Here is a 14,056-nt window from a genome sequence, read left to right on the forward strand (position 1 = left end):
ACTGCGCCCCTTTTCAAGGAGCAGACCATGGATCCGCGCAGTGAAGTACTGCTTCGTCAGGCCGAACTTTTTCAAGGCAACCTGCTGCTGGTAGGTTTGCCCGCCGACGATTTGCTCGGCCGCCTGCCCAATGCCCACGGCTGGAGTTGGCATGCCGGCGACCAGGCGGCGCTCGATGCGCGCTTCCCCGAGCGCAGCCATTTCGGCGTGAACGCGCCCGAGCGCAATTTTGATGCGGCGGTGATTTTCCTGCCCAAGTCCAAGGACCTCACCGACTACCTGCTCAACGCCGTGGCCGCCCGCCTGCCCGGCGCCGAGCTGTTTCTGGTCGGCGAGAAAAAAGGCGGTATCGAAAGCGCCGCCAAGCAGATGATTCCGTTCGGCAAGCCCCGCAAGCTCGACAACGCGCGACACTGCCAGCTGTGGCAGGTCACCGTGGCCAATGCCCCGCAATCGGTCGAACTGGAAAGCCTGGCGCAGGTGTTTGAGGTGCCGCTGGCCGAAGGACCGCTCAAGGTTGTGAGCCTGCCGGGCGTGTTCAGCCACGGTCGCCTGGATCGCGGCACCGAGCTGTTGCTTGCACACCTGGACAAGCTGCCCAGCGGGCACTTGCTCGACTTTGGCTGCGGCGCGGGCGTGCTGGGCGCTGCGGTCAAGCGTCGCTACCCGCACAACACGGTGACAATGCTTGACGTGGATGCGTTCGCCGCCGCCAGCAGCCGCCTGACCTTGGCGGCCAATGGCCTGGAAGCCGAGGTGTTGACCGGTGACGGCATCGACGCCGCGCCGATGGGTTTAAACGCGATTTTGAGCAACCCGCCGTTCCATGTCGGCGTGCACACTGACTATTTCGCCACGGAAAACTTGCTGCGAAAAGCGGCGAAACACCTCGCAAAAGGCGGCGAACTGCGCTTGGTGGCCAACAGTTTCCTCAAGTACCAACCGCTGATCGAAGAGCACTTGGGCGTGTGTGCAATCAAGGCCGAAGGCAATGGTTTTCGCATTTATCGTGCCAAACGCGGCTGATGGCTTTTTGAAAAAGAAGGCTTGCCGAATGGGTTTTGCCTAGGCAGAATCCGCTCCGTCCTAGGGGAGTAGTCTCCCACGAGCGCCATGCTCGTCCGGCATACGTCAACATACTTGGTCAGCAGACCATGGCGTATGCGACCCAGGAGTCCGCACAGACGGACCGGGGTTTGACAAGACCTATGACACGCACACCTTACCCGGGGCGGGAAGGCTGTACGTGTCATAGCCGTGTCGACCCGCCCCTGGAAACTTACCTGATGCTGGATTCATTACTCGTTCCTACCGCAATCGTTGCCCTGGCCGAAATCGGCGACAAGACGCAACTGCTCGCGCTCATCCTTGCTGCTCGCTTCCGCAAGCCCTGGCCCATCATCGCCGGCATCGTCGCCGCGACCCTGGCCAACCATGCGGCCGCCGGTGCCGTGGGGGCCTGGTTCGGCAGCTTCTTCTCGGATGCGGTGTTGCACTGGATCCTCGCGGCGAGCTTCTGCGCCACGGCGCTGTGGACCCTGGTGCCGGACAAACTTGACGACGACGAAGCCAGTACCACGCGCAAATTCGGGCCGTTCCTGACCACGCTGATTGCGTTCTTCCTCGCCGAAATCGGTGACAAGACGCAGATCGCCACGGTGATGCTGGCCGCGCAATACCCTGAGCTGTGGCTGGTGATTATCGGCACCACCCTGGGCATGCTGATTGCCAACGTGCCGGTGGTTCTGGCGGGGAATTTTGCCGCGGAGAAACTGCCATTGACCTTGATTCGTCGACTGGCGGCTACGGCGTTCTTCGTTCTGGCGGTGGTGGCGGTGTACAAGGCCATGCAAAGCAGCGGCTGGATCTAGACCTGTAAACCCAACCCAATGTGGGAGCTGGCTTGCCTGCGATAGCATCAACTCGGTATTTCTGAATGACCGAGCCGCCTGCATCGCAGGCAAGCCAGCTCCCACATGGGTCCGCGTTAACTCAGGATTTTTTGGCCTGCTGGTAAAGCGGCATTACTTTCGGAATCGCCGCCTGCAACGAGGCGATTCGGCTGTCGGAGGCCGGGTGCGTGCTCATGAACTCAGGCGGTGCACCTTCCGAAGCCTTGGCCATCTTGTTCCACAACGTGATGGCCGCGTTCGGGTTGTAGCCGGCCCGGGCCGAGAGCTCCAGGCCGATCAGGTCGGCTTCGTTTTCATTGGCGCGGCTGTTGGGCAAGGTCATTCCGTAGTTGGCCACCGTATCGGCCAGCGCCAGGCTGTCCTGGCCCAGACCGAACAAGGCACCGGCGCCCTGCTTGGCCATCTCGATGCCGTAGGCCTTGGACATGGCTTCACGGCCGTGTTCGCGCAAGGCGTGAGCGATTTCATGGCCCATCACCGCGGCCAGTTCGTCATCGGTGAGCTTGAGGTTGTCGATCAACGCGCTGTACACGAAGATCTTGCCACCAGGCCCGCAGTTGGCGTTCATCTCATCGCTTTTGATCAAGTTCACTTCCCATTTCCACTGCGCCGCATCCGGGCGAAAGGTCGGCGCCTGGGCGATCAGTCGATTGGCAATGGCCTGCACGCGCTTGGCGTTGGCACTGGTTTTATCGAGCATGCCCTTGCCGCTCGCCTCACCCAGCGTCTGCTGGTAGGACTGGGCATACATCTGGTCGACTTCCTGGCTCGACAACATGCTGAACATGTACTGCTTGCGCTCTACCCCGACGGCGCCGCCGCTGGTGGTGTTTACCGACTGGCAACCCGCCAGCAGCATCGCCGCAACCAAACCACTTACCGCCAATGACTTCTTCATGAACACGCTCCCTGAAAACATGGCGCGTATCCTAGGCGCTCATGTGTATCGGCGCCAGATACAACAGACGTGTAACCGCTAACTTTCAGATACATCCCACATGCCCACAGCGGCGGCCACCAGTCCATTTGCGACATTCGGCACTATTTCGCCCGCCAAGCCTTAAGCCTCCCGAGCCCGTGGCCGATACACATAGGCAGCCCACCTGCCCTTGCGCCCGGAGCGTTCATGAAATTCAAGTCGATTCAGTTTTCTGTCGCAGCACTGACCGGCGCCATTGTGCTGAGTGTGGTCGCTGTCCTGGTGCTTTACGCGGTGTTCGCCGGCGCGCGCACCCAGGAACTGGTGCAGCAACGCACCCAGGCGCAGTTCGAGCAGATCATCGAGCAACGGCTCACCGCCCTGGCGCAAACCCAGGCCACGTTGATCCAGCGTGAATTGGAAGCGCCATTGGTGACCGCCAAAGGCCTGGCCACAGCCAACGCCCTGCTCGGCATGAAAGACGCCAAGGGCGAACCGGCCTTGCAGGTGGGCCGCGAACAACTGATCAACCTGCTGCACGAAACCGTGGTGCGCAACCCGAAAATCCTCGGCGCCTATATCGGCTGGGAGCCCAATGCGATCGACCACAATGACGCCGCCTACGTGAACACGCCGATCGTCGGCATGGCCGCCGACGGGCGCTTCCTGCCGTGGTGGTACCGCAACGCCGATGGCAGCCTGGGCCTGGATAAACTCGCCGACGTCAACGACCAGAACATCCTCGCCACTGGCGTGCGCGCCAGTGAGTACTACCTGTGCTCCAAAGAAAGCAAGAAGCCCTGCGCCATCGACCCTGCGCCTTACAAGGTCGGCAATGCGATGGTAATGCTGGCCTCGTTTATCGAACCGATCATGATCGACGGCACCTTCCAGGGCATCGTCGGCGCCGACCTGTCGGTGAACTTCATCCAGGACATGCTCACCCGCGCCGACCAGAACCTCTACAACGGCGCTGGCGAAATGGCGCTGATTTCCAACAATGGTCGCCTGGTGGCCTACACCAAGGACGCGAGCAAGCTGGGCGAAAAAGCCACTGACTTGCTCGACAGCAACGAGCTGGCCAATCTTGTCCAGTTGAAAGTCGGCGAAGTGCGCTACGACATCGACAAGGAACACGGGCACATCGAGCTGTTCCTGCCCTTCAACATCGGCCAGGCCGAAGCACGCTGGACGTTGATGCTGCAACTGCCACTGAGCGCGGTGATGGCCGATTCGCAAAAACTGCAAAGCGACCTGCAAGCCCAGCGCAAGACCGACACCTTCGGCATGGCCATGGTGGGCCTGTTGATTGCCGGCCTCGGCTTGCTGGTGATCTGGCTGGTGGGCCACGGCATCGCCCGCCCACTCAAGCAAATGGTGGCCATGCTCAATGACATCGCTCAGGGCGAAGGCGACCTGACGCGCCGCCTGACCAGTGACCGCGCCGATGAACTGGGCGCGATTGCCACTGGCTTCAATACCTTCCTGATCAAGTTGCAAGGCATGATCACCCAGGTGGTGAGTTCGGTGCAGAAGGTCAGCGATTCGTCGGAGCACACCGCCGACATCGCCATTCGCACCAACCAGGGCGTGCACAAACAGATGGTCGAGATCGACCAGGTGGCCACCGCTGTGCATGAGATGACGGCCACCGCCCAGGACGTGGCGCGCAACGCCACCCAGGCCGCGCAAGCCGCCAGCCACGCTGACCAGGCCGCAAGCCAGGGCATGCGCATCGTGCGCGACACCTCTACGTCTATCGGCGCATTGGCGCAGGAAATCGGTAAAGCGGTGGGCGTGGTGCAAACCCTGGCCAAGGACAGTGAGAACATCAACGCGATCCTCACAGCCATTCGCGGGATTGCCGAGCAGACCAACCTGCTGGCCCTCAACGCCGCCATCGAGGCAGCGCGGGCCGGCGAGCAAGGCCGTGGTTTCGCGGTGGTGGCCGATGAAGTGCGCAACCTGGCGCAGAAGACGCAGAAGGCCACCGAAGAAATCCAGACCATGATCCAGCAGTTGCAACAAGGCACGCGCGATGTGGTGAAGGTGATGGAAGACAGCCAGAACCGCACCGATGAAAGCGTGCAGCATGCGGCGAAGGCGGCCGAGGCGCTGGAGACAATTACTCAGGCGGTGTCGGTGATCAACGACATGAACACCCAGATCGCCAGCGCCGCCGAGGAGCAGAGCGCGGTGGCCGAGGACATCAATCGCAATGTGATCAATATCGGCCAGGTGGCCAATGAAGTGGCGAGCGGCGCGGATGAATCGAGCGCAGCCAGTGCGGAGTTGACCAAGCTGGCGGAGCAGCAGCGGCGCTTGATCAATCAGTTCAAGGTTTAGGGATTTGTGGCGGGTTTGAGGCCGCCATCGCAGGCAAGCCAGCTCCCACATTTGGATGGGTGAATACCGTCAAATGTGGGAGCTGGCTTGCCTGCGAAGGGGCCAGTGGCTCCAACTCAACCCGGGGTCAGGCACTCCGGCCCATTCAGCTTCGGATCATTGACCATATTGGCCAACACCCGCTCGCGCAACGCAGCCGGCTCACTGGCCAGCAAACCCTGCAACACAGGCAACGGCGTTTGTGGATCCAGCCACGCCTCCTGCCCCGCCGCATCCAGAATCAACGGCCGCCGCTGACTCTGCGCCGCCTGGGTCACCACCGCGGTGCTCAGCCACACCTGCTCCTGCACCGGATACGCTTCCCAGATCGCCGCAAAAAACAGCGTCGAGCCCTCGCCCGGCGTCAGCCAGTACGGGCGCTTGCGCTGGGTGCCGCGCCATTCGTAAAACCCGTTGGCGGGCAGCAGGCAGCGGCGCTGGCGGAAGGCTTCGCGGAACATCGGCTGTTCGGCCAGGGTTTCGGCGCGGGCGTGGGCGGGGGTGCGGGAAAGGTCAGTCAGCCAGGGCGGCGTCAGGCCCCAGCGCGCACGCGCCAGGGTGCGCTTGCCTTCGCTCAAGCGCTGAATCAGCACCGAATCATTCGGGGAGATGTTCCACTGCGCCTGCTGGTCGGCAGGGAATCCCGGCAAGGCAGCAAACGTAGGGTTCCAGCGAAACAGGGCATAACGTCCACACATGGGGCAACACGACTCTTGGGTAAACCGACCGACAGCCTAACAGACCAATACGTCGGGAAAGCTGTCGGGTTCGTCGCCAGGCAGCGGTTGCGCGCCGATGTAGGCCGTAATCAGCTCACGGGCGTAAACGGCCTGGTCGTTGTCTACCTCCAGGCCCAGCAGGCCGAAAATCGGCAATTCGCCGGTACCACCGAGTAAGTGGCGCCCCACCAGGTGCGCCTCGATGCCCTCGCTGGCGAGCATTTGTTGCAGCAACTCGCCTTCCATCAGGTTTTCCGGTTCATAGATTCGCTGCATGGGCGTACCCGTTACTCGTTTTCGCTGCGGACCGTGAGCATCCATTCGTCACCGTGTACCTGCAGATCAAAGATTATCGGCCGGCAACACACCGGGCAGTCTTCAATGTATGACTGATCGCCGCCGGAAAGATCCAGCACGGCCTCAGCCGGCTCACCACAATAAGGACAATCGTACGACTCGGTTTCCAGCATCGCGGTCTCCCAGGTGACTTGTGCGTATAATCGCCGGTCTATTTACAGGGCTATTCACGGCAGAGCCAATATAGCGGCCGCACCCTGATATTTCCTTTACTTACACTAGCCGTTTCTAACAAGAGAGCATGATGGGCGAATTCGATACCATCCGACCTTACAACGACAGCGAAGTCCCGGCAGTGCTGGCGCGTCTGTTCAGTGACAAGGCCTTTCTGGACATCCTGACCCACTTCCGTTTCCCGCGCTTTGCCGGCGCCCTGGGCTGGCTGCTCAAGCCGATGATCGCCCGCAAGCTGCGCCGCGAGTTCGCCGGTGTCACCACCGTGGCCACGCTGCAGGACAAAGTCGAATATTACGTCGACCACACCATTGACCGCGCAACCGACGGCGTTACCTATACCGGCGTCGAGCAGCTCAAGTCAGGCACCGCCTACCTGTTTCTGGCCAACCACCGCGACATCGTGATGGACCCCGCCTTCGTCAACTACGCCGTGTACCACGCCGGCCTGCCGACGCCGCGCATTGCCATTGGCGACAACCTGCTGCAAAAGCCGTTTGTCAGCGACCTGATGCGCCTGAACAAGAGCTTCATCGTGCACCGCTCGATCACCGGGCGAAAGGAAAAGATGGCGGCGTATAACCTGCTGTCGGCCTACATCAACCATTCGATCCGCAACGACTGTCAGTCGATCTGGATCGCCCAGGCCGAAGGCCGCGCCAAGGATGGCGATGATCGCACCGAATCGGCGATCCTCAAGATGTTTCACGTCAGCCGCAAGGATGAGCCGTTTGCCGAGGTGATCCAGTCGCTGAACCTGACGCCGGTGTCGATCAGCTACGAATACGACCCCTGCGACACGGCCAAGGCCCGTGAACTGTATATCCGCGCCACCACCGGCACCTACAGCAAGGCGCCGGGCGAGGATGATGTGAGCATCGCTCTGGGCATCACCGGCTACAAGGGCCGTGTGCATGTGAACTTTGCGCCGCCGATCACCGAGCGTTTCGAGGACACCAAGCTGCTGGCGGTGGAAATGGACCGGCAGATTCTCGGCGGCTATCGCCTGTTCCCGGTGCATTACCTGGCGTACGCGCAGTGGAGCGACGCCGACCCGCAATTGCAGGTGCCGACGGCGGCCGAGGTGTTCCCGGCCGATGAGCTGGCCAAGGCGCAAGCGGAGTGGGAGCGGCGCTTGAGTGAGTGCCCGGCCGAGCATCGCCCGTACCTGGTGGTGCAGTACGCGACGCCAGTGAGGAATCAATATCGGGTTAAAGCCGGGATTCCACTGTAAACACCGAAGCAAAATGTGGGAGCGGGCTTGCTCGCGAAAGCGGTGGTTCAGTCAAGGATGTATCGACCCAGCCCCTGCATTCGCGGGCAAGCCCGCCCCCACATTTGTTTTGTGGTGTTTTTTAGAGGTGAGTACTGAGCCAGGACGTGGCCAGCGCCAGCCCAAGGCAGGCAAACCCGACGCGGTAAGCCAGACGATGCGCCCGTTCGGTGCGCACATCCAGAAACAACATCGGCTGGTCAATCGCGCGATCTTCGCTTTGCGCGGTCAGATCGGCCAGTGCGCGCTGCTCGCGCAAACGGGTAATGAACAGCAGCGCTGCGCCTGGGCAGGCCACCAGTAGAGCCACAACATTGATCAGCATTGCAGGCAGCGCCATCGCAAACCTCAGTCGTACAGTGTGCTGGTATCAATTCAGATACAAACCTGAGTGATATCGGCCTCCTGCCGCTGAAACGTTCCGTCCCCCAAGTACGATTAATGTATCCATTAATTTACAGCGTCACCTGAACGTCACCTTAACAAGCCACTCTGTTGCCCTTCGAACACCCGGGAGCTTGTCATGCTGCATGCGCAAAACCAGGATCGGCTGTATTTGATCGCCCCAAACGATGAGCAAGAGGCGCTGGTTGGCGCACTGGCCTTCAATGTCCAGGATCGCCACTGGCTGGTGTATTGCGCGCTGGGCGGGCACCAGCACGCCGACCTGCCGGAGCTGGACCTGCTCACCGGTGTGAGTGTGCTGGACTTTTATGTCGAAACCGCGGCATGAAAGCGACAGGCGTAAAAAAACCGGGCTCATCGCTGAGCCCGGTTTTTTTATGCAGGGTTACTGCGCGCTGAGCAGCTGGCCGATGCTTGGGTCTTTGAACAGGCGAGTCAGGGCGTCGCTGAGGACGTCGCTGACCAGCTTGGTGTTGGTCTCCTGATTGGGCGACATGCCGAAACGCTGATTCAGCGATGCGCCGTAGCGGCCACTGTAGCGACGGGTGCCAGCACTGACGTCGGACTTGAACGTCGCGCCAATGGAAGCTTCAGTCACGTACAAGCCTTCTTTGGGCGACTGGTATTTCAGTTCGGCCAGGGTGATGGTCAGCTGAGGCGCGCCCGGCGAGTTGGCAGGTGTGAAGCCCAACAGGCGCACGGCGGCTTCGGCCTGGGCCTGCAGCTTGGGCAGCACGTCTTGACCGGTGACCGAAATAAGCGCGGTCTCAGGGTACAGCCCGCCACGCGAACCCAGCGTCGGCGACGGACGACCGTCCACCACACGCACCGATACCGGCTGACCGTGACCGACAGGCGCCAGCTGCGCGGTGACTTTAGGTTGCGGGCTGAGTTGTTGCGGGCTGTTGGCGCAGCCAACCAGGGTCAAACTGGTCACAGTGATCAAACCGAACAACAGGCGTTGCAACATACTCATTTCTCCAGGACTAGATGCAAACAGGGCGCCAGTATAACGGTGCATGCGCGCCACTCACCAGCCATCCTGAACGGCAGCTGAAGGCATGCTCAAATTACAATTTCGCATAAATCCGTCATTCCAATGTCATGCCACACTGGCAACCTTCAAGCATGTAACGCAACAGGTACAAAGCCATGCGCCTTCTCAAGTCATTGTTCATGCAACACGCCCGTCATCGCCACTATGCGCTGCTTGATGCGCACGGCCATTGCCTGGCGTTCAAGCAGTGCAGCCTGCCGCCTGTCGGCGAAGGTTGGGTGGAAGTGTCGGAGACTCACCTGGGCTGGATGCACCGCCCGCTGCCGGCAAGCGCGCGGGTCAGCCCGAAGGTTACGCACGCACAACCGCGGCATGCGTTGGCCTCCTGACCAAGACACGAATAAAAGTCATAAAACACGCCCATTTCCCCGGCGTTCTTCGCTACAATCTCCCCCCGATTATAAGGACGTCTCCTGATCGGGCCTCGCAGCATCGTTAATGCCTCGGTATTAACCCAACAATCGCCCACAGAGAGCCGCCCACACAGATCGAGTGAAGCTGGCGCGCTTGCTGTTTTCTTTGCAACCCACCCGCCTTACCGAATCTGCCAGAGCTGCCATTGCGCTCGGCCACTTGAGTTGTTTGCCCGTTTTGCCGCGTGTCGGCAGAGGTTTGCGGGCCAGGTGCCAGGCTGGGGCAGCCCTTTTTTGAGGTTCACGTCTTCAAAAGAGCGTGAAAAAACGGGTTTTCACAACTTCACAAGAGTGTGGCGAGCAAATGAATAGTTTGGCGTTTGTACAAGCACCATCAGCGTCTGGAACAGCCCAACCACACAGGACCGAGCACTCCTCAAACACCGGAGCTTGAGCCTGTCCGCTACGGATTGGTTGCACAAATCGCACGCTTTGACCATAAGTCGAATTGCCACAGGCGCCTATGAATGCGTTCATAGGCAGATTAGCCCGGCAGGAAGCGTGTGCTGAAGTTGCAAAGAATTGCGAATCGGACATGGCGATCCTGGCCATGGGTAACCTGGGGCAACACGTGAACCGCCCCGTCACTCCTGGCAGCCATGCCGTCAATTTGGTGCTGCAGATTTTGGAGACGCGTTAAATGGCGCATAACGAAGCAGTCGACGTAGTACTGGTAGGGGCCGGCATCATGAGTGCCACCCTGGCCGTACTGCTCAAAGAGCTCGACCCCGGCCTCAAGCTGGAAGTCGTTGAGCTGATGGATTCGGGTGCCGCGGAAAGTTCCAACCCGTGGAACAACGCCGGTACCGGTCACGCCGGGCTATGTGAGCTGAACTACACGCCGCAGGCCGCCGATGGCTCCATCGACATCAAGAAAGCCGTGCACATCAACACCCAGTTCGAGGTGTCGAAGCAGTTCTGGGCGTACCTGACCAAAAAAGGCACCTTTGGCTCGTCCAAATCCTTTATCAGCCCGGTGCCGCACCTGAGCTTCGTGCAGGGCGACAAGGGCGTGTCCTTCCTCAAGAAGCGCTTTGAAACCCTCAGCCAGCACCACGCGTTTTCGGACATGCACTACACCGAAGACCGCAGCGAGATGGCCGAGTGGATGCCGCTGATGATGCCGGGCCGCCCGCTCGACGAAAAAATCGCTGCCACCCGCGTGATGAATGGCACCGACGTCAACTTCGGCGCCCTGACCAATCAATTGCTGTCGCACCTGACCAGCGCACCGGATGCGCAGGTCAAGTACTGCAAGCGCGTCACTGGCCTCAAGCGCAACGGCGCGGGCTGGACCGTGAGCATCAAGGACGTCAACAGCGGCAACAGCCGTGAAGTCGACGCCAAGTTCGTGTTCCTCGGCGCCGGTGGCGCGGCCCTGCCGCTGCTGCAAGCCTCGGGCATCGAAGAAAGCAAAGGCTTCGGCGGCTTCCCGGTCAGCGGCCAGTGGCTGCGTTGCGACAACCCGGAGGTGGTCAAGCACCACCAGGCCAAGGTCTACAGCCAGGCCGCCGTGGGTTCGCCGCCGATGTCCGTGCCGCACCTGGACACCCGTGTGGTCGATGGCAAGAAATCCCTGCTGTTCGGGCCATACGCCGGTTTTACCACCAAGTTCCTCAAGCACGGCTCGTTCCTGGACCTGCCAATGTCGATTCGCGCCGGCAACATCGGCCCGATGCTGGCCGTGGCTCGCGACAACATGGACCTGACCAAGTACCTGGTCAGCGAAGTGCGCCAATCCATGGAGCAACGCCTGGAATCCCTGCGCCGCTTCTACCCTGAGGCGAAAGCCGAAGACTGGCGCCTGGAAGTCGCCGGCCAGCGGGTGCAGATCATCAAGAAAGACCCGAAAAAAGGCGGGGTGCTGCAATTTGGCACCGAGCTGGTTGCGGCCAAAGACGGCTCGTTGGCCGCCCTGCTGGGCGCGTCTCCAGGTGCTTCGGTGACCGTATCGATCATGCTGGAACTGATCGAGCGCTGCTTCCCGCAAAAGGCTGCGGGCGAGTGGGCGGCCAAACTGCACGAGATCTTCCCGGCGCGCGAAAAAGTCCTGGAGACCGATGCCGAGCTGTATCGCAAGATCAATACGCAGAACAACATCAGCCTGGAACTGGTTGAGCAAAGCAACGAAGCCGAAAGCTACGCATAAGGCTTTGACGCAATAAAAAACGCCCCGCTCTCGGCATGAGAACGGGGCGTTTTTTTAGGTCTCGGGCACTCAGCTGCGAGCAGCGTTGATCAACTCGATGTACTCATCGGCGTTGCGCTGATCCTTGATCAGGTCAACGAAGGTCTGGCCATGCTCGTCCTTGCCATCCAGATCCAGGCCGGCTTCCTTGAAAAAGCCCAGGAACCGCGCGAAGTCGTCGATACGCAAGCCGCGGTAGGCTTTGATCAGTTTGTGCAGGGACGGTGAAGTCGCGTCAACCGGCTCGAAGTCCAGGAACAACTTGATCTGGTCGTCGCCAATCTCGTCACCAATCACCTGTTTCTTATCTTTACGCATTACCGACTCCAGCCTGCAGACATTACACGGGAAACGCAGTTTACCTGCGGCACACACGCTTCGGAAGCGACCAAGAACCTATGTGGGGGCTGGCTTGCCTGCGATGGCGGTGCATCAGTGACAGTTGGGCCCACTGACCCGCCACCATCGCAGCATAAAAGGCCGCCACATCCCCTGTGGTGAGCGGGCTTGCCCCGCTCACCACAAAAGCTCGCCTGCTACAGATTTTGTGTTCGCCAGCAGTTGTGTAGATACCTGCGGCCTCACTATTTAGCGCGGACGGCGCCGGTGTGCAGGTCCGCCCAAATGTGCCCGTTGGCATAGCTGAGGAACTGCACATACACCGTGTCGTTGCGCAGCAGGTCAACGATCACGCGGTACTGGGCCACCGGGTAAGACAAGGTCAGGGTCTTACTGCTCTCATCGAACACCGGCTTTTTCAGGCTTTTGCTTTCGGCATCAAAATTGAGCACCACCTGGGCGATGGTCGCGCCTTTGTTCAAGGGTTTGCCCTTGAGGCGAATCATCAGCGGCGACGTCACCGGGATCGGCTGCTGGGTCGATTGACGCTGATTGCCGACCACCACCGCATACTCGGTGATTTGCAGCAGCTGCTTCTGGTCGGGCGTGGCGGCACGCAAGGTGAGGTCGTCGGGCGGCAGGAACTGGCTGTGCATCGGCGCAGGCGCCGCAGCCAGCGGCAAGCTGAGAGTCAACGCCAAGGCGGCGCAGGTGCGTTTCAACAGGCTCATGGGCCGCTCCAAGAGAGATGGCCGAGCACTGTAGCTCAATCGAACTGGGCGAGCATCCAGCGTCGATACTCGGCAACGCCGGCATCGCCTTCGTGTGGCGCCCAGTCAGCCAACTCGCCCTCGCCTACGGGTCGATACGGCCCGGCCTTGCATTCAAACAACACGCTGTCGGGCTCCAGCACCACCAAGCCGTGAAATACACCGGGCGGCAGGTCGACACCGGCACACTCGCCGCCCGCCTGCAGGACGCGCTTGGCGATCACCTCACCGGTTTCGCTGAAAACCAGCAGGCCCAGGGTGCCCTTGAGCACCATCAGGGTCTCTGCCTTGTCCGCACTCAGGTGCCGATGCGGCGGCACATAGGTGTCGGGTTGCATGCCAACGGCCAGGCGATGGCAAGGCTCTTCCATCTGATGAAAGTTATGATGGTGCCGGCCACGGGGGCTGGCAGCCGCTTTCTCGGCCAGTTCGGTGAACAGTGTTTGATCAAGAAAGCGGACCATGGCTTACATCCCTTTGACGGCGAAGATCCCATTGGCATTACGCCAGTAGCCTTTGTAGTCCATGCCGTAACCGAAAATGTAGCGGTCGATGCATGGCAGACCGACGTAATCGGCTTTCAGGTCCGGACGTGCCTTGCGGTCATGGTCTTTGTCGATCAGCACGGCGGTGTGCACTTTGCGCGCGCCGGCGTGTTTGCAGAAGTCGATGATCGCGCCCAGGGTATGCCCTTCATCAAGGATGTCGTCGATGATCAGCACGTCGCGGTCGATGAACGAGACTTCCGGCTTGGCTTTCCAGAACAGGTCACCGCCGCTGGTTTCGTTGCGATAACGGGTGGCGTGCAGGTAGGAGGCTTCCAGCGGGAATTGCAGGTGAGTCAGCAATTTGCCGGCGAAGATCAGGCCACCGTTCATCACGCAGAAGACCACCGGGTTGGTGTCAGCCATTTCGCGGGTGATGTGCGCGCCGACCTTGGCGATCGCCTCTTCGACTTGCGCTTCGGTGTACAGGCAGTCAGCCTCGCGCATGATTTGACGGATATGCTCGAGATCAGCGGACATGGCGCTCTCCAAGGGGGTGCTGTGGCAAGAAAAGCGGGCAAAGGTACGCATGTGAGGCGCAACGTTCAAGCCTTAATGGACTAACGTACTAGATGTCTATAGGACAACACCCTCGGATA

The 14,056-nt window shown here is 60.5% G+C and carries 17 protein-coding genes and 1 riboswitch; of the genes, 7 read left to right on the plus strand and 10 right to left on the minus strand.

Annotated features, from left to right (window positions below):
* Positions 1–27: 27 nt before the first annotated feature.
* Both L8K08_RS04920 and L8K08_RS04925 read left to right on the plus strand, forming a co-directional pair.
* A complete protein-coding gene (locus tag L8K08_RS04920; protein ID WP_242194672.1) occupies positions 28–1,026 on the plus strand; it encodes a class I SAM-dependent methyltransferase in 999 nt (332 codons plus the stop codon).
* Positions 1,027–1,077: 51 nt separating this feature from the next.
* Positions 1,078–1,197: riboswitch (yybP-ykoY riboswitch) on the plus strand.
* An 89-nt stretch (positions 1,198–1,286) separates the two neighbouring features.
* Positions 1,287–1,871 carry a TMEM165/GDT1 family protein gene (locus L8K08_RS04925; protein ID WP_016974259.1) on the plus strand — a complete coding sequence of 195 codons (585 nt, stop codon included), beginning with the start codon at positions 1,287–1,289 and terminating at the stop codon, positions 1,869–1,871.
* Positions 1,872–1,992: 121 nt separating this feature from the next.
* Here the strand turns inward: L8K08_RS04925 and L8K08_RS04930 are convergent, their stop codons facing one another.
* Positions 1,993–2,811 (minus strand): M48 family metallopeptidase, encoded by an 819-nt coding sequence (locus L8K08_RS04930; RefSeq protein ID WP_145165144.1) that lies wholly within the window; start codon positions 2,809–2,811, stop codon positions 1,993–1,995.
* 228 nt (positions 2,812–3,039) lie between these two features.
* Between L8K08_RS04930 and L8K08_RS04935 the strand changes: the two genes are divergently transcribed.
* On the plus strand, positions 3,040–5,178 hold the full coding sequence (locus L8K08_RS04935; RefSeq protein ID WP_242194675.1) for a methyl-accepting chemotaxis protein: 2,139 nt from the start codon (positions 3,040–3,042) through the stop codon (positions 5,176–5,178).
* 116 nt (positions 5,179–5,294) lie between these two features.
* Here L8K08_RS04935 and L8K08_RS04940 read toward each other — a convergent pair whose 3' ends face one another.
* From L8K08_RS04940 to L8K08_RS04950, 3 genes are read right to left on the minus strand one after another with little or no spacing between them, the layout of a single operon-like run.
* Positions 5,295–5,915, minus strand: coding sequence for an SOS response-associated peptidase (locus tag L8K08_RS04940; RefSeq protein WP_242194677.1), 621 nt, complete (start codon positions 5,913–5,915; stop codon positions 5,295–5,297).
* Between the two features lie 36 nt (positions 5,916–5,951).
* On the minus strand, positions 5,952–6,212 hold the full coding sequence (locus L8K08_RS04945; RefSeq protein WP_106578701.1) for a DUF2007 domain-containing protein: 261 nt from the start codon (positions 6,210–6,212) through the stop codon (positions 5,952–5,954).
* An 11-nt stretch (positions 6,213–6,223) separates the two neighbouring features.
* Positions 6,224–6,406 carry a CPXCG motif-containing cysteine-rich protein gene (locus tag L8K08_RS04950; protein WP_145165150.1) on the minus strand — a complete coding sequence of 61 codons (183 nt, stop codon included), beginning with the start codon at positions 6,404–6,406 and terminating at the stop codon, positions 6,224–6,226.
* A 131-nt stretch (positions 6,407–6,537) separates the two neighbouring features.
* Here L8K08_RS04950 and L8K08_RS04955 point away from each other — a divergent pair, with 131 nt between their 5' ends.
* A complete protein-coding gene (locus tag L8K08_RS04955) occupies positions 6,538–7,701 on the plus strand; it encodes a 1-acyl-sn-glycerol-3-phosphate acyltransferase (RefSeq protein WP_178119739.1) in 1,164 nt (387 codons plus the stop codon).
* A gap of 121 nt (positions 7,702–7,822) precedes the next feature.
* Here L8K08_RS04955 and L8K08_RS04960 read toward each other — a convergent pair whose 3' ends face one another.
* A complete protein-coding gene (locus L8K08_RS04960) occupies positions 7,823–8,080 on the minus strand; it encodes a hypothetical protein (RefSeq protein ID WP_242194679.1) in 258 nt (85 codons plus the stop codon).
* A gap of 183 nt (positions 8,081–8,263) precedes the next feature.
* On the opposite strand from L8K08_RS04960, the gene L8K08_RS04965 reads away from it, so the two are divergent.
* Positions 8,264–8,473 carry a hypothetical protein gene (locus L8K08_RS04965; RefSeq protein WP_106578697.1) on the plus strand — a complete coding sequence of 70 codons (210 nt, stop codon included), beginning with the start codon at positions 8,264–8,266 and terminating at the stop codon, positions 8,471–8,473.
* Between the two features lie 57 nt (positions 8,474–8,530).
* Here L8K08_RS04965 and L8K08_RS04970 read toward each other — a convergent pair whose 3' ends face one another.
* A complete protein-coding gene (locus tag L8K08_RS04970) occupies positions 8,531–9,115 on the minus strand; it encodes a YajG family lipoprotein (RefSeq protein WP_064450736.1) in 585 nt (194 codons plus the stop codon).
* Positions 9,116–9,297: 182 nt separating this feature from the next.
* Between L8K08_RS04970 and L8K08_RS04975 the strand changes: the two genes are divergently transcribed.
* Positions 9,298–9,531, plus strand: coding sequence for a hypothetical protein (locus tag L8K08_RS04975; RefSeq protein ID WP_145165156.1), 234 nt, complete (start codon positions 9,298–9,300; stop codon positions 9,529–9,531).
* Between the two features lie 724 nt (positions 9,532–10,255).
* Positions 10,256–11,764 (plus strand): malate dehydrogenase (quinone), encoded by a 1,509-nt coding sequence (gene mqo, locus L8K08_RS04980; protein ID WP_106578695.1) that lies wholly within the window; start codon positions 10,256–10,258, stop codon positions 11,762–11,764.
* A 69-nt stretch (positions 11,765–11,833) separates the two neighbouring features.
* Here mqo and L8K08_RS04985 read toward each other — a convergent pair whose 3' ends face one another.
* The 4 genes from L8K08_RS04985 to L8K08_RS05000 all read right to left on the minus strand — a co-directional run bounded on the left by L8K08_RS04985 (position 11,834) and on the right by L8K08_RS05000 (position 13,937).
* Positions 11,834–12,121 (minus strand): PA4642 family protein, encoded by a 288-nt coding sequence (locus L8K08_RS04985; protein ID WP_145165158.1) that lies wholly within the window; start codon positions 12,119–12,121, stop codon positions 11,834–11,836.
* A gap of 266 nt (positions 12,122–12,387) precedes the next feature.
* Positions 12,388–12,873: a hypothetical protein gene (locus tag L8K08_RS04990; protein ID WP_242194681.1), complete on the minus strand. Its 486-nt coding sequence runs from the start codon at positions 12,871–12,873 to the stop codon at positions 12,388–12,390.
* A 35-nt stretch (positions 12,874–12,908) separates the two neighbouring features.
* Positions 12,909–13,376, minus strand: coding sequence for a WbuC family cupin fold metalloprotein (locus L8K08_RS04995; RefSeq protein WP_242194683.1), 468 nt, complete (start codon positions 13,374–13,376; stop codon positions 12,909–12,911).
* Positions 13,377–13,379: 3 nt separating this feature from the next.
* Entirely contained in the window at positions 13,380–13,937 is a 558-nt protein-coding gene (locus L8K08_RS05000) for a hypoxanthine-guanine phosphoribosyltransferase (RefSeq protein ID WP_025856323.1), read from the minus strand.
* Positions 13,938–14,056: the final 119 nt, after the last annotated feature.

Source organism: Pseudomonas sp. TREG-RG-20F-10-E-6-01 (genome assembly GCF_022662455.1).
In the GTDB taxonomy this organism is placed as follows: Bacteria; Pseudomonadota; Gammaproteobacteria; order Pseudomonadales; family Pseudomonadaceae; genus Aquipseudomonas.

Coding starts and splice junctions, on each gene's coding strand:
- L8K08_RS04945 (WP_106578701.1), bottom strand. CDS start 6,212: ATGCAGCGAATCTATGAACCGGAAAACCTGATGGAAGGCGAGTTGCTG.
- L8K08_RS04970 (WP_064450736.1), bottom strand. CDS start 9,115: ATGTTGCAACGCCTGTTGTTCGGTTTGATCACTGTGACCAGTTTGACC.
- L8K08_RS04920 (WP_242194672.1), top strand. CDS start 28: ATGGATCCGCGCAGTGAAGTACTGCTTCGTCAGGCCGAACTTTTTCAA.
- L8K08_RS04930 (WP_145165144.1), bottom strand. CDS start 2,811: ATGAAGAAGTCATTGGCGGTAAGTGGTTTGGTTGCGGCGATGCTGCTG.
- L8K08_RS04990 (WP_242194681.1), bottom strand. CDS start 12,873: ATGAGCCTGTTGAAACGCACCTGCGCCGCCTTGGCGTTGACTCTCAGC.
- mqo (WP_106578695.1), top strand. CDS start 10,256: ATGGCGCATAACGAAGCAGTCGACGTAGTACTGGTAGGGGCCGGCATC.
- L8K08_RS04995 (WP_242194683.1), bottom strand. CDS start 13,376: ATGGTCCGCTTTCTTGATCAAACACTGTTCACCGAACTGGCCGAGAAA.
- L8K08_RS04965 (WP_106578697.1), top strand. CDS start 8,264: ATGCTGCATGCGCAAAACCAGGATCGGCTGTATTTGATCGCCCCAAAC.
- L8K08_RS04960 (WP_242194679.1), bottom strand. CDS start 8,080: ATGGCGCTGCCTGCAATGCTGATCAATGTTGTGGCTCTACTGGTGGCC.
- L8K08_RS04940 (WP_242194677.1), bottom strand. CDS start 5,915: ATGTGTGGACGTTATGCCCTGTTTCGCTGGAACCCTACGTTTGCTGCC.
- L8K08_RS04955 (WP_178119739.1), top strand. CDS start 6,538: ATGGGCGAATTCGATACCATCCGACCTTACAACGACAGCGAAGTCCCG.
- L8K08_RS04935 (WP_242194675.1), top strand. CDS start 3,040: ATGAAATTCAAGTCGATTCAGTTTTCTGTCGCAGCACTGACCGGCGCC.
- L8K08_RS04975 (WP_145165156.1), top strand. CDS start 9,298: ATGCGCCTTCTCAAGTCATTGTTCATGCAACACGCCCGTCATCGCCAC.
- L8K08_RS04950 (WP_145165150.1), bottom strand. CDS start 6,406: ATGCTGGAAACCGAGTCGTACGATTGTCCTTATTGTGGTGAGCCGGCT.
- L8K08_RS05000 (WP_025856323.1), bottom strand. CDS start 13,937: ATGTCCGCTGATCTCGAGCATATCCGTCAAATCATGCGCGAGGCTGAC.
- L8K08_RS04985 (WP_145165158.1), bottom strand. CDS start 12,121: ATGCGTAAAGATAAGAAACAGGTGATTGGTGACGAGATTGGCGACGAC.
- L8K08_RS04925 (WP_016974259.1), top strand. CDS start 1,287: ATGCTGGATTCATTACTCGTTCCTACCGCAATCGTTGCCCTGGCCGAA.